The organism is Paenibacillus sp. XY044 (assembly GCF_002257645.1).
In the GTDB taxonomy this organism is placed as follows: domain Bacteria; phylum Bacillota; class Bacilli; order Paenibacillales; family Paenibacillaceae; genus Paenibacillus_AQ.
The window spans coordinates 262,153-275,599 of sequence record NZ_NQMO01000003.1; the positions used below are offsets into that span (position 1 = coordinate 262,153).

The following is a 13,447-nucleotide window of genomic DNA, read 5'->3' on the forward strand; positions in this document are numbered from 1 at the left end:
TGCCGAATCAGCTTCCCGATTTACTTCGTGATCAAAGGCGGACTTTTTGAACTACCTCTTAAAGGGATGGAGGGACTCATATCGAGATGGTTGTAACATGGAGTGACCAATACACTGGTGCTGTCATCGGCTTGTGGAACACGGTGGCCGTGCGTGACGGCTACAAAGAGATGACGGAGGCCAGCTTCAGCGGCATATTTACGGATAACCGCTATTTCGATCCGGAGAACACGTTTGTTCTCCTGGAAGAGGGCGAAGTGAAGGGCTTTGCCTGCGGATGCACGGGCGGCGATCTGCCGCTTGGAGATCATGCAGGGTACATCACCTGCATCGTTCTTGCCGACGAAGTCCGTACGGACGACAATTACAAGGTGATGCTGGAGCATCTGGAAGGGCGCTTTCAGGCGCTGGGCAAAAGCCAAGCCGACGTGCTGTTTTTCAATCCGATGATGCTGCCTTGGTACATACCGGATACGCCGCGTCACGAGCATAACAATGCGCCCGGTGTGCCGACAGGCAGCAGGCTCCATTCTTTTTTGCAGGGCCAGGGATATGTGGAAAGAGCGCAGGAATGTGCGATGTACCTGGATCTGTCTTCGTTCTCCATACCGCAGGAGATTCGCGGGAAAGAAGAGAAGGCGCAAACAGACGGATATACGGTGGAGCTGTTTGAACAAGGCAAGCATCATGGCGTTTCGGACATGCTGCAGGGCTTCGATAATCCGCTGTGGCAGAAGGAAATCGCCCAATCGACCGCGGACGGGGTGCCGGTCGTCGTGGCGGCGCACCACGGTAAGGTGGTCGGATTTGCCGGGCCGGTCATCCGCCAGGCCAGCGGTCGCGGCTATTTTGCCGGCATCGGCGTTCATCCTGAGCATGAGGGGCATGGCCTCGGCAGTATCCTTTTCTTTAAATTGTGCGAGGCTTTTCAGAAGATCGGGACGGCGTACATGTCCCTGTATACAGGCAGCACCAATCCGGCCATCCGGATTTACGAGAAGGCAGGATTTAAGACGGTCCGAACATTTTCGATCATGAGAAGGGAGTTTTAAAGCGATGAGTGAACAAAAATTAACGATTATGGCGATTGGCGGCCATGTCGGTGACGCGGAACTGACGGCGGGCGGCGTGCTTGCAAGCCATTCCTTGAAGGGAGACCGCATCGTGACGCTGGCGCTGACGGCAGGGGAACGCGGCGTGCCCGCGGGCCAGGATATGGCGGAGTACCGACAGCAAAAGGTGAACGAGGGGAAGGCATTTGCCGATATGCTGGGCGGCGAGTCCATCGTGTTCGACATTCCCGACGGCGAGCTGAAGGATACCGAGGAAATGCGTCTGAGAGTATGCGATGAAATCCGGCGCGTGAAGCCGAACATCATCATTACCCACTGGAAGAACAGTATGCACAAGGACCACGCGACGACGCACAACATCGTGAACGATGCGCGCTTTTTCGCGGGCCTGGCGTCCTTTGAGCGGGAGCTGCCCGCGTTCTTCGCTTCCAAGCTGTACTATGCGGAAAACTGGGAGGATGCGGTGGATTACAAGCCGTACTTGTACGTAGACTTTTCGCAGGAGGCATTTGACCTGTGGGTGAAAGCGGTATCGCAGCACTGGTTCGTCACGGGCAGCAAGTCCTTCCCTTATCTGGAATACTACAAGCATCTTGCGCGGGTACGCGGAATCGAGGCGCGTAAGGAGTATGCGGAAACGTTTATGATTCCGGCGGAAACGATGCGCCTGCGCCAAAGCGAACTGTAAGCGGCGCATTGCCATGACATGAGTGCTTCTGACTGTGACGATTCCTTGGTTGCAGTCATTTTTTTGAGATGATCGCATTGATAAATTTAAACTTCAAATCACTTTATTGGCGCTGCGCCAATTTCAACTACCAGGAGGTCGCTATGATCGCTAATGGAATTGACCGGATCGAAGATTATGCCCATCTGCTAAAAGGGAAGCGGCTCGGACTCATTACATCGCCGACGGGCTTAAACCGTAAATTTGAATCCACGATTCAAATCCTGCATGAACGGTTCCAGCTGACGGCGCTGTTCTCGCCGGAACATGGGGTTCGGGGGGATCAGGCAGCGGGCGCGCAGGTCGAAACCTACCGGGACCCGATTACCGGCGTGCCGGTGTACAGCCTGTACCGCAAGGACTCCAAGCGGCTGGGCCCGGAAATGCTGGACGAAGTGGACGCCGTCGTATACGATATCCAGGATGTGGGCGTGCGCTACTATACCTTCATTTATACGATGCTATACGCCCTGGAGGACTGCGCCAAGGCGGGAAAAGAGTTCATCGTTCTCGACCGGATCAACCCGCTGGACGGGGTGACGGTAGAAGGCAACATCCTGAAGCCCGGTTTTGAATCGTTTGTCGGCAATTACCCGCTAGCCGTCCGCTACGGCCTGACGGCCGGCGAAGTGGCGGCGATGGCGAACGAGCAGATGAACTGGAACGCGGCACTGCATGTCGTTCCGTGCGGCGGCTGGGACCGGAGCATGCTGTTCCCCGAGACGGGAAACCTGTGGGTCATGCCGTCGCTTGGACTGCCGCGCTTTGACAGCGCGCTGCTGTACCCCGGAACCTGTTTGTTCGAAGGCACGAACCTATCCGAAGGACGGGGGACGACGGCGCCTTTCGAAATCGTCGGCGCGCCTTTCGTCGAGGCTCAGAAGCTGGCGGATGAGATGAACGGCATGAAGCTGCCGGGCGTCATCTTCCGGCCGGTCTATTTCAAGCCGACGTTCTCCAAGCATGAGGGCGAGCAGTGCGGCGGCGTGCAGCTGCACGTTACCGATCCGCGTGCGCTGCAGCCGCTCGAAACGGGAATCCGGCTGATGTACACGCTTAAGCGGTACTATGAGGCATTCGAATTTTTGCCTCCGCATAAGGGTAACAAGCTGCCGTTCATCGACCTTTTGGGCGGGGACGATTTGTACCGGACCGAGCGATTCGATGTGCCGGACTTGCTGGAACAATTCCGGGAGGAAGCCCGGTCGTTTGCCGGCATGAAGCAGCAGTATCATATCTATTAGACAGACGAAGGAAGGGATGACGATGCGGTACGTAGCCGGACTGGACGGCGGCGGAACGAAAACGGCGGTCGCCATCGCCGATGAGAGCGGCGCAGTGATCGCCACCTTCGAATCCGGCGGAATCAATTACAACGGTCAGGACGAGGCCAGCATCGAAGCCAGTCTGCGCGACATGATGGGCCGGATCGGCGAGGCGACCGGCGGGCTGGACCGCTGCGCCTATCTATGCATCGGTGCGGCGGGAGTAAGCAATCCCGCCGTGAGCGCCCGCCTGACTGCCAAGGTCAGGGAATGCGGCTATGCGGGTAGTCTCCTGATCACCGGCGATCAGGAAACGGCTTTGAGCGGCGCGCATGAGAGCGAGTACGGCATGATTCTGATCGCGGGAACGGGATCGATATGCTTCGGCCGCAATGAACGCGGGGAGTCCCACCGCACCGGCGGTTGCGGTCACCTGATCGATGACGAAGGCAGCGGGTACGCGATCGGCAGGGACCTGCTGTCCGTTCTGGTCCGGGCCCACGACGGCCGGCTGCCGGATACGGTCATCACGGACCTGGTCTACGGGAAGCTAGGCCTGAAATCGGTACCGGACATCATCGGCTACGTGTACGATGCAGCCCGCAGCAAAAAGGACATCGCCGCGTTAGCACCTCTGCTGACCCGGGCATGCGAGCTCGGCGACCCCGCGGCCCTGGCCATCGCACAGCGCAGCGCTGCTTCACTTGCCGGGCTCGTGGCGCCGGTTGCCGAGAAACTGGCGCTGCAGAAGGGTTCGCTGGCCATGGCTGGGAGCGTTCTGCTCAACAACGTCTATATCCGGGAATGCTTCTTGGAGGAGCTGCAAGGGCGCTATCCGGAAATTACCTGTATCACGCCCAAAAAAGACGCGGCAAGCGGCGCGGTGCTGATGGCGCTCAATCGGCTGCGGGGAGCAAAATAGCCGCAATACTGAGCCGGTGAATCGTGAAGACGAACGGGTGACCATTACGATAAACCTCCTTTCCTTACGGCGTAAGCCGGTAAGGAAAGGAGGTTTTGTCGTCAGCATGGACCGACGCATTCGATTCGCACACGCCCATCCCTTTTCGTTGGAAAGCCATCACGACCGCCGCGTCACCTGAACGTATTCATCTGGAAGCAGGATTTTTCGGCAACGTGGAAGAAATAGGGAGGCACAGGGGGGCGTATGCAGATGAACCATCGGACAGAGGAGTGCATGAATATGGAAGACTTCGAGTTGATTGAAGGATACCGCCGCGATCTGAACAAGTATTCCACATGGCAGCTTCGCTACATTCCCGGACCGGAGATCTGGTCGATCGGACAGATGTACGATCATCTGATCGCGGTGGCCATGGAGTACTTGGCCTATGTCCAAGCTTGTGCCGAAAGCACAGAGGAGCAGCCGCTGGGCAAAACGCCGAATGGAGAAGAGTTGTTCCGGCGGGGCAGCTTTCCGCAGATCAAGATCAAGCTGGAAGGAGCGCAGGCCGCCAGTCCCAATAATGCGTTAAGCAGAGAGGAGCTGGACGCGGGGCTGGTGAAGGTGATGGGAAAAATGCAGGAGTGGGAGTCGAAGTTGGACGGGGTCCACCCGGACGGCAAAGTCCGGCACGGCGGCTTCGGCTGGCTGAACGCGCAGGAGTGGTACCGGCTGATCGGGATGCATTTCCGCCACCATTTGCGGCAGCAGGCGGAGCTGGAACAGCGGCTGCTCGAGCAGTCCAGTGATATTTAGGAAAGACCGGCAGGATCAGCTGCGTAAGTCTATCTTACCTGACGTCTTTTTTGGTAGTTCTTCGGGCGGACACTCATAAAGTGTCCGCTCTTTTACATGGCTCTTCATCGCAAAAGAATAGGCCATCCCGTAAAGGAGGGCCTTAAAACTTGCCGCTATAGACGGCATGATGGACGTTACCACTATATACCTGGTGCCCAAGGGCACGTTACTTACAACGGCAAGTAAACGGTAAACACCGTACCTATGCCAACCGTGCTTTGCACATCAATCCATCCCCGATGAGCAAGGATGTTTTGCCGTGCAATCGCAAGCCCGAGACCGGTTCCGCCGCCCGGACGGGCCCGGGAATGGTCCGCCCGATAGAATCGGTCGAAGATATGGGGCAGATCCTCTTCGGAAATACCGGCACCGCTGTCTTCCATGCGGATCCGGGCATAAGCCCCCTCTCGGTCCGGCAGGAGTACCGTTTCCATCTGAAGGCGGATTTGTCCGCCGGGGGGCGTATAGTAAACGGCATTCGTCAGGATGTTGTACAGCGCCTGGAGAATGCGGCCTTTTTCCGCCGAAACGGAAATGACCTCTTCCTCGGCGTGCAAGGATAGATCGATTTGTTTTTCTTCTACCATAAACCGTATCTTCGCCGTTAAATCGTCCACAAGCGCTACCAAGTTCTCCGTCCGCAGGTGCAGCTCCGTCATGCCGGCTTCCAGCCTGGACAAGTCCAACACATCATGAACCAAACGCGACAGCCGCAGCACTTCATCGTGAATCGATGCCTGCTTGGCGGCAGAGAGGGAAGCCCCCGTCTCGTGTGCCAGTTCCAATTCTCCCTGGATGATCATCAGCGGGGTTTTGAGTTCATGGGCGACATCGGACATCAGCTGCTTTCGGGTACGCTCCGCGTCGGTCAACGAATCGTTCATCTCACGAAGCGCCTTGGAGATCGCCCCGAATTCATCTTTCCTGCGTTCGGGAAAGACGGGGGCGGCATCCCCTTGTTTAATGGTCTCGATGCCGCGGACGATTCTGCGTATGGGGCTTGTCAGCCTCCACGACAATAAGAAAATAGTCAGCAGGGCCGCAATGCCGGTGAACAGCAGCGAAGCCACCCCGATATTGGGCAGCATGCCGTACCACATCGTTTTAAACCCGTAGATCTTGAACTGGCGGTCATTCATCACATACAGTCTGCCAATTCTGTTGTCTCCTTTGTTAAGCGGCACCAGGTAGCCGTCGCTTCGAAGCTCGTCCGCGCTCAGCTCTCCTTGCTGATACAGGATCTTTCCCCCCGCGGATAAAGCGATTTCCGCAAAGCCTGCGGCAGATTCAAACCTCGCACTGCCGACATTTTCCCAGGAATCACCATGATGGCCGTAGAATTGTTCGAACTCATTTTTCAGTGACGCAAAAGGTTCCTTATCCTGAAGATACGCAACATCGCGGGATATATAAAACTGCACATGCGTGACCCCAAGCAGAAAAAGCAGGATAAACACGATTAAAACGCCCATCGACAGCATCAGCTTGGTTCTAATTTTCATGTTCCGCTCCGAAACGGTAACCGAATCCGTAGACGGTTTGAATATAGTCGGAGTCCCGGCTGCCGCCCTCGATCTTCTTGCGCAGCTTGCTGATATGGGAATCAACCGTCCGTTCGTCGATGATAAACTCCTCCTCGAAAGCGTGCTGCAGCAGCTGCATTCGGCTGTACACCCGACCGGGCTTGGATGCCAGGAGGTATAGGAGCTTGAATTCGGTCGGGGTAAGATGCAGCTCCACATTCCCCTTGAATACCTGCAGGCTATCCTCGTGGATTGTAAGCTCGCCTCTTCGCAGGACTTGGACGGGATCGTCTTGGCCGGTTCTGTTCATGCGTCTCAATAAGGAGCGGATGCGTGCGGAAAGTTCCCTTAAGCTAAAGGGCTTCGTTAGGTAATCGTCTGCACCCATTTCGAGGCCGACGATTTTGTCGGTTTCTTCGGATTTGGCCGTGACCATGATGATGCCGGGAGACCCGATCTGCCTAAGCTGCCGGCATATGTCCAGTCCGTTCATTTGCGGAAGCATCCAGTCCAGGATCACGATATCCGGTTGATGCTTGGCATAGAGCTGCAGGGCGGTTTTTCCGTCCATTGCGGTTAGACATTCATATCCTTCACCTTGAAGAAACGACTCCATGAGGGATGCAATTTTGATTTCATCATCTACGATTAGTACATGGATTCCCATTCCCACACTCCTTGACATGATCATTCATTTTTACCTCTTTATAGAATATGGGCAGCCCCCACAATGTGTAAATAGTTTCACCACAATTTCGCAACATTTCGTAGGTAGTATAGCTAACATAGAAGCCGCTAAGGGAGGATGTGCACATGAGTTACAAATTGCCGGTCAAGAAAAAGCAGGCGATCATCATCATCCACGTGCTGTCGGTCGTCTGCTGGCTCGGCGGAGCGTTGGTCATGCTGCTGCTCGGTATGTACATGCTGAAAGCGGAGAACGGGGACCAGTTGTACTACACATTGGAAAATATGCATTTGATCGATGTCGTGTTCATCCGGTACACCGCTCTCGCCACGGTGCTCTCTGGTACTGCGTTGTCCGTGTGGACGAATTGGGGGCTGTTCAAATACTACTGGATTCTAATCAAGCTGGTCTTGACCTTATTGTTGATTGTGTTCGGCATTGTGTACATGGGAGGCTGGTTGTCCCAAATCGTTCGCACTGCGAGTCAGGCCCGACTTCTTGCGCTCAGTGACGATGCCTTTCTGAATACAAGTTTCTCGTTGATTGGAGGAGCTATGGCTAATATCATCTCACTCGTCTTCATGACGGCAATTTCTTATTTCAAACCGTTCGGCAAAATCAATGCAAAGGCTCATCCATCGAAAACGCGGGCGGCAGCTTCACGAAACATTCGGTCTTAAGGAGAGGAAAACCATGTTCGTAACCATATCCAGCATTCTGCTTACCGCCGGCATGACCCTGTTCTGGGGAATTGCCGGCATGACGGCCGCAGGCCTTCCGTACGCACGGACCAACCGAAGCCTCAAACATAAAAGAACCTTCTTGCTCTGGGCAGCTTGGATTGCGATGCTGCTGAGCGCCGCTTGGTATGCAGCGATCGCCCTCCAAATCGTCATCAGCGGTTGGCTATTTGTAGAGGGTACGGTCAAAACGCTTGTCCCCCTGACGTTGATCCCCCAATCGTATGTGGCGGTAAGAATTCTGCCTAAGTTAAAAAGCTTGCGGAATGCCGACGAGAATCCGCCGGAGCAGGAGGTGCTGTGTACGGCGGCCCATCCTTTCGTCATGCTGTCTTTTTTGGCGGCGGCGCTCGCATCGGGGATTTCCGCCTTTAGTACCTTCTTCGCCCAGCCAGTTCTGCCCAGTCTGTTTCAGATCGCTTCCCGTTTCTTGCTGGTTATGCTTTTACTGCTTGTGCCTGCGTTATTCGCATATAGAAGTTACTTAAAGGTGAACAGAGGGGAAAAGCTAGAGCGCGGGATCTTGGTCAGACTGCTAAAATTCGCATCTGCCGGCGTGCTCACCTCCGTCGTCGCCATTGCTATCCTTGTATCCAATGTACTGGTCGGGGTGAGTGCCTCCAAACTGCCGGAAGCGTCGGACATGATGAATCACGACCGGATGGACGAAGGGGGTGGAGCGGCTACCATGATGTCGATGTCCAGTGGCTCAGGTCACCAGGAGCATCATGCTCATATTGCATCAGGTTCGGCCGAATCGGGTCAAGTTGAGGTAGCCGCTCTGACAGGCGATATTTCGGCCCCCGCCGACAAAACATTCGAGCTGGTCGCACAGCGCAAGAAGATGACGCTGGCTTCCAAAGCCGTTATTGATGCCTGGACCTATAATGGTGAAATTGCTCCCGAACTCAGGGTGCACCAGGGAGACATGGTCGAAGTGAAGCTGATCAACCAAGATGTGGATAGCGGGGTGACCATCCATTGGCATGGTTATAACGTGCCGAATGCGATGGACGGCGTGCCGGGGATGACCCAAAATGTTGTCAAACCGGGACAATCGTTCACGTACAAGTTCCGGGCCGAGCAAGAGGGGACGTACTGGTTCCACTCCCATCAGCAGGCGTCAGAGCAAGTCGCCAAAGGGCTGTTCGGCACGCTGATCGTGGAGCCTAAGCTGCAATCTGAAACCTTTGATGAACGGTTTACCGTGATCAATCATCGCTGGATGACCGATCAAGGGCACGTCAATGCCTTTGGAAATCAGGATGGCCTGCAATGGAAGCAGGTGCAGCCGGGGAAGACGATCAAGCTGAGGATCATCAACTCGCATAACCTTTCGCAGAAATACCTTCTGCAAGGGACTGAATTCCGCGTAACCAGCATTGACGGGATGAAGATCCAAGACCCGCAGCCCTTGTCTGATCAAACCGCGCTTCGGCTGGGATCGGGCGGCAGATACGACGTAACCTTCGTGATGCCGAACCATCCGGTCTTCCTGAAACTTGGCAATGCCAGCAACAACGACAGCAATCCGGGCATCGTTTTTTATTCCGGGGTTAAACCGGAGAAACCGATCTTTCGTGCGGAATCCACGCTGTTTGACCCGTCCGATTACGGCAAGCTCGTCGTGAATGAGGTTACGGGTACAGTGAAATTCGACCGGGAATTCCAGATGATCCTCGGCAATAAAATGGGCTTTTACAACGGTGAATTTCATTTTCTATGGACGATCAACGGGCAAGTGTACCCTCGGGTTCCGACCCTTGTCGTTAATGAAGGAGATAAAGTCAAAACGACGTTCGTGAATAAAAGTTTGGGGGAGCACCCGATGCACCTGCACGGGCATCATATGACGGTTTTGAAGAAAAACGGCGAGAAGGTGAAAACGCCGTGGCTGACCGATACGTTAAACGTCATGCCCGGAGAATCCTATGAAGTGGCATTCGTCGCGGACAATCCAGGCATGTGGATGGACCACTGCCATAACTTGGACCATGCGGCCACGGGAATGATTCTGCATCTCATGTACGGCAATGTTCGGCCATCGTACGAGGTAGGGACGAGATCCGGAAACTTGCCGGATTAAAAAGATAAGGTTGTGGAGCATCCGTCCCGAGTGGCACCGGGTGCGTTAACGGTACGGCCCGGGGCCGGAAACGGCATCAATCTATTTTCTACCAAGAGTCCGGCCCGATAAATTTGCTATAATACTAGAGATTACACCGATAAAGGAGCCAGAGAAATCAATATGATAGAATCCAAAACGATGAAAAAAAACCAGTTTCAGCAGGTTCGCGAGTTTCATTTGGGCTTTGACTGCCCTGCTCCGGAGGAGCCGGCGGCATTGAACGACAAGCTGGCGATGAACCGCGCCGCCTTTATTATGGAGGAAGTGATTGAACTTCTGCATGCGACGGCTGGTGATGACGACAGGTTTAAGGCATTTTTCGCCGAGCTGATGGAACGCGCGCAGGATACATACCGCAAGCAGCAGCAAAAAGCCTATCCCGGGGATAAGCTGATCGGCCAGATGGACGCGTTTACCGACATTCTCTATTTTGCCAATGGTGGATTCGTTGAGGCCGGTGTCGAACCGGACCGGATTTTTGAGCACGTCCATGCTGCCAACATGGGCAAGCTCTTTCCGGATGGAAAGCCTCATTATAACGAGGTGGGCAAAGTGATCAAGCCGGACAACTGGGAACAGGACTTCGCTCCGGAACCGAAAATCGCGGCTGAGGTCGCCCGGCAGATCGAGCTAGGCCCGAAGCGGTTCAAGTAGAGCTGAACGCTGCTGGAAAATAGAAAACAAGGAAACCCACAGAAAACGGCTCATGACCGGATATTCCATCCGCCATGAGCCGTTTCCTTTGTCTAAGTATGACCACCAATTATGAAAGCTTGACCTAGTAGTTTGCGCCGTGATTAAACGGCTTGATTGCCGAATCTTGTGTGCCGTAGTTTGCGCCGTGATTGAACGGCTTGATTGCAGAATTTGTGTCGTAGTTTGCACCGTGATTGAACGGCTTGATTGCATCCGCCGAAGCCACCGCCGCGAAGAGTCCGCTAAGAAGTCCAAGCAAGATTACTGTCGAGAGAATAGTTCTTTTCATCTTTAATCACTCCCATAGGTAATTTTTTTAGACAACGGTGTAGTCAAATCTGCAAAACTCTGATTAGCTTGTCTACGACAATATTATCAGAAATTGTAAAAGTCTGTAAAGGGATATCGACAAAAAAATTCAACTTTTTCTTCTCCTATTTCGTATAACAAGAAGAATGCATCGGACCGCTGCAAAAGAAGCCGGAAATTGTCCGGTATAGCGGTAAAAATATTGTCATTACCTGGCACTCGCTGCCCGGTCTATGATAAGTTCATAGAGAATGGATGAGAGGGAGGAATCGATGAAGAAAAGTATCAACCTGCTGAATCTCGTATTTTTTGTGCCTGCGGTCATTTTAAGCTTCGTGGTTTGGAATGATTACAAGCAAGATGTGGCCCATATTCAGGACCGCCTGCATACGGTGGAGGGTTTATTCTACCTGGATGGGGGAAGCAAGGTCATCAGCCTGACAGATAGCTCTGACGGTATGGACGCCATTCTCTACGATGCGGCGACGCATCAGGAAGTAACCAAGGTCCATCTGCGCTCCAATATACATAATGAGTTCGTAAGCTCCTATCAGAAGGGCAATCTAGTCATTGCCACGACGGATGACAGCACGGGGCTCCAGCTGAACGTGATCGGGCCGGGCGGCCATGTGGAGGAGCTGGTCAAAGGAACGCTGGAATTTGACGGCTTTTTATCATCGGCCGTTCATAACTGGGAAGGCCGTATGATGGTAGGAGGAAAAACGGATCATGACACCTTCGTCGTCGGCGAGGTGAGGGACGGCGTATTCCAAACGGCTTATCTAAACGAAGACGCGGGATTGCCCACAAGACCGACCTCGATGTCTGAAGTGATGGGCAGTTTTAACGGCGGCCGCGCCATCCCCCTCTATGAGCTGGATCTGAAGGATGGCAGCACCGCTTATGCCAGCGGCCTATTGAGTGCACAGCGCAAAGCAGCCATACGGATCGAGCCGGAGGGAGGATCTGCTTTTGATGCAGAAGATCAGGCGGAGCGGCAGTTTGCTGCTCTTGCCGGAGTGGATTCTGCCAGCCTGTGGAGGACCGAGTCCAATGAACCGAAGCAGGTACGGACCTACGATGCGGTCAAGGGGGATTGGGGGGATGTCGTTAAGACTCCTGCTCCGGTATTTCAGGCAACCGTTTTTCCGCTGAACGACCGCGAGACGCTCATCTTCGGTTCAACGGCAAAAGACGAATTAAAAGGCCAAGTCACCGGATATCTCTACGACCGGCAGACCCGGTCGTTCACAGACTTGTCCCAGCCATTGTCCGGCCTAGAGCCGAAGGATGTAAGCAGCGGCACGCTTTCCTTTTACAAGGAAATCGGAGATGCGACGCTGTACTTTACCGACGAAGAAAAGTCGGCCGGCTGGCTGAATGTCAAAGGGGGAACGCTCACCCGCATGACCGGCGAAGCGCTGCAAACTTGGCAGATCGCTGAAGGGGCCGACCGGATCTCCTGGAATAGTTTCGCTCATTATTTGAAGCGCGGCAATGCGCTTGTCATCAACTGGGCGATCTGGCTGCTGATCCCGCTGGTGCTGTTTGGCGGTCTCGCATTTCTGATTCGTGTCTTGACAGGCAGACAGAAGAAACTTACGGCCGAAGGCGTGATCGCGCATGGGACGGTAACCCGTCTGCAAGAAACCGGAACTTACGTGAACGAACAACCGATGATCCGCTTTGATATCCGTTTCGAGGATGAAGGGATGATGAAAGAAACGAGCATAAAGAAAGTGGTTTCTTATCTTCATGCCCCGCGTGCGGGCGACCCCGTGCTGATCAGCTACAACCGTAAGAAAAATCGTGCGGTATTCGTGACCGGTGACGATCTGCCGCAGACGAAGCCCGAGGTGATCCGGGACGCCGTTCTGGCGCGGATCGACACCTATGGCAAGGCGGGCCGCGGCGAAGCGCGGTTGCTTCACTTTGATACCGGTGGACAAACCTATGCCATTCCGGTGGTGCAGGCGAACGGGTTCACCTACCAAACCGGGGATAAGGCGGATCTCATGCAAATAGGCGGCGTCACCCGGCTCTACAATTACAACAGGCGGGGCCACGCGGAAGGGGCGGACCAGCTGACGCTGGAAGGCGAAGTGATCCGGATTGAGCAAGTTCCCGTGGAAATCGTGAACAGAAAGCTGATGCTGTTCGAGCTGCTGCTCTCTCATGGGAATCAAAGATCGCGCAAAGTTAACAGCCAGTTCGTGCCAGATCGTCTGCCTGTTGCGGTAGGTTCGATCATCCCGGTGTCGGTGAACAAGGAGGAGTATGAAAAAGAGCTTCGCCTACTTCAGGGCAAGCAGGGCAGCGCCAACGTGACGTCAGTACAGTTCGACGGGACCGTGGGCGAGCGGCCGTTTGCCCGCATCACCGTCATGAGAAACGGGGTTTCGTACCGAATCGAGCAGTCCATTGAACCGGTGTACGGCGTGGAAGTCGGCGATGACCTGTGGATCGCTTATGATGATCAGACAAGGGAGGCCGTGATCGTACAATACGCATCGGCGTAAACGTACACCACAATCCG

General features: G+C 54.5%; 12 protein-coding genes. 9 read left to right on the top strand and 3 right to left on the bottom strand.

From position 1 onward, the window contains the following. Positions 1-86: 86 nt before the first annotated feature. From CJP46_RS14895 to CJP46_RS14915, 5 genes are all read left to right on the top strand, one after another. Complete coding sequence (locus CJP46_RS14895; RefSeq protein WP_094596392.1) at positions 87-1,052, top strand: GNAT family N-acetyltransferase; 966 nt, start codon at positions 87-89, stop codon at positions 1,050-1,052. A gap of 4 nt (positions 1,053-1,056) precedes the next feature. Further along, the gene (locus tag CJP46_RS14900) at positions 1,057-1,761 is read left to right on the top strand and encodes a PIG-L deacetylase family protein (RefSeq protein ID WP_094596393.1); all 705 of its coding nucleotides are present in this window, start codon (positions 1,057-1,059) and stop codon (positions 1,759-1,761) included. Between the two features lie 143 nt (positions 1,762-1,904). After that, on the top strand, positions 1,905-3,044 hold the full coding sequence (locus CJP46_RS14905) for an exo-beta-N-acetylmuramidase NamZ family protein (RefSeq protein WP_094596394.1): 1,140 nt from the start codon (positions 1,905-1,907) through the stop codon (positions 3,042-3,044). Between the two features lie 22 nt (positions 3,045-3,066). Then, positions 3,067-3,987 (top strand): N-acetylglucosamine kinase, encoded by a 921-nt coding sequence (locus tag CJP46_RS14910; RefSeq protein ID WP_094596395.1) that lies wholly within the window; start codon positions 3,067-3,069, stop codon positions 3,985-3,987. Between the two features lie 252 nt (positions 3,988-4,239). Next, positions 4,240-4,785 carry a DinB family protein gene (locus tag CJP46_RS14915; RefSeq protein WP_256992350.1) on the top strand — a complete coding sequence of 182 codons (546 nt, stop codon included), beginning with the start codon at positions 4,240-4,242 and terminating at the stop codon, positions 4,783-4,785. A 212-nt stretch (positions 4,786-4,997) separates the two neighbouring features. On the opposite strand, the gene CJP46_RS14920 is transcribed toward CJP46_RS14915, so the two are convergent. Beyond that, on the bottom strand, positions 4,998-6,329 hold the full coding sequence (locus CJP46_RS14920; protein ID WP_094596396.1) for a sensor histidine kinase: 1,332 nt from the start codon (positions 6,327-6,329) through the stop codon (positions 4,998-5,000). Further along, positions 6,319-7,017, bottom strand: a complete 699-nt coding sequence (locus tag CJP46_RS14925) for a response regulator (protein ID WP_094596397.1) — start codon at positions 7,015-7,017, stop codon at positions 6,319-6,321. The genes CJP46_RS14920 and CJP46_RS14925 overlap by 11 nt, the downstream gene beginning before the upstream one ends. Before the next feature lie 146 nt (positions 7,018-7,163). Between CJP46_RS14925 and CJP46_RS14930 the strand changes: the two genes are divergently transcribed. From CJP46_RS14930 to CJP46_RS14940, 3 genes are all read left to right on the top strand, one after another. Then, positions 7,164-7,718 carry a DUF2269 family protein gene (locus CJP46_RS14930; protein WP_094596398.1) on the top strand — a complete coding sequence of 185 codons (555 nt, stop codon included), beginning with the start codon at positions 7,164-7,166 and terminating at the stop codon, positions 7,716-7,718. Between the two features lie 13 nt (positions 7,719-7,731). Continuing rightward, positions 7,732-9,864, top strand: coding sequence for a multicopper oxidase family protein (locus CJP46_RS14935; protein ID WP_094596399.1), 2,133 nt, complete (start codon positions 7,732-7,734; stop codon positions 9,862-9,864). Between the two features lie 162 nt (positions 9,865-10,026). Further along, positions 10,027-10,560, top strand: a complete 534-nt coding sequence (locus CJP46_RS14940) for a pyrophosphohydrolase domain-containing protein (RefSeq protein WP_218831035.1) — start codon at positions 10,027-10,029, stop codon at positions 10,558-10,560. A 124-nt stretch (positions 10,561-10,684) separates the two neighbouring features. Here CJP46_RS14940 and CJP46_RS14945 read toward each other — a convergent pair whose 3' ends face one another. Continuing rightward, positions 10,685-10,891 (bottom strand): hypothetical protein, encoded by a 207-nt coding sequence (locus CJP46_RS14945; protein WP_094596400.1) that lies wholly within the window; start codon positions 10,889-10,891, stop codon positions 10,685-10,687. Positions 10,892-11,183: 292 nt separating this feature from the next. On the opposite strand from CJP46_RS14945, the gene CJP46_RS14950 reads away from it, so the two are divergent. Next, positions 11,184-13,430, top strand: a complete 2,247-nt coding sequence (locus CJP46_RS14950; protein WP_094596401.1) for a hypothetical protein — start codon at positions 11,184-11,186, stop codon at positions 13,428-13,430. Positions 13,431-13,447: the final 17 nt, after the last annotated feature.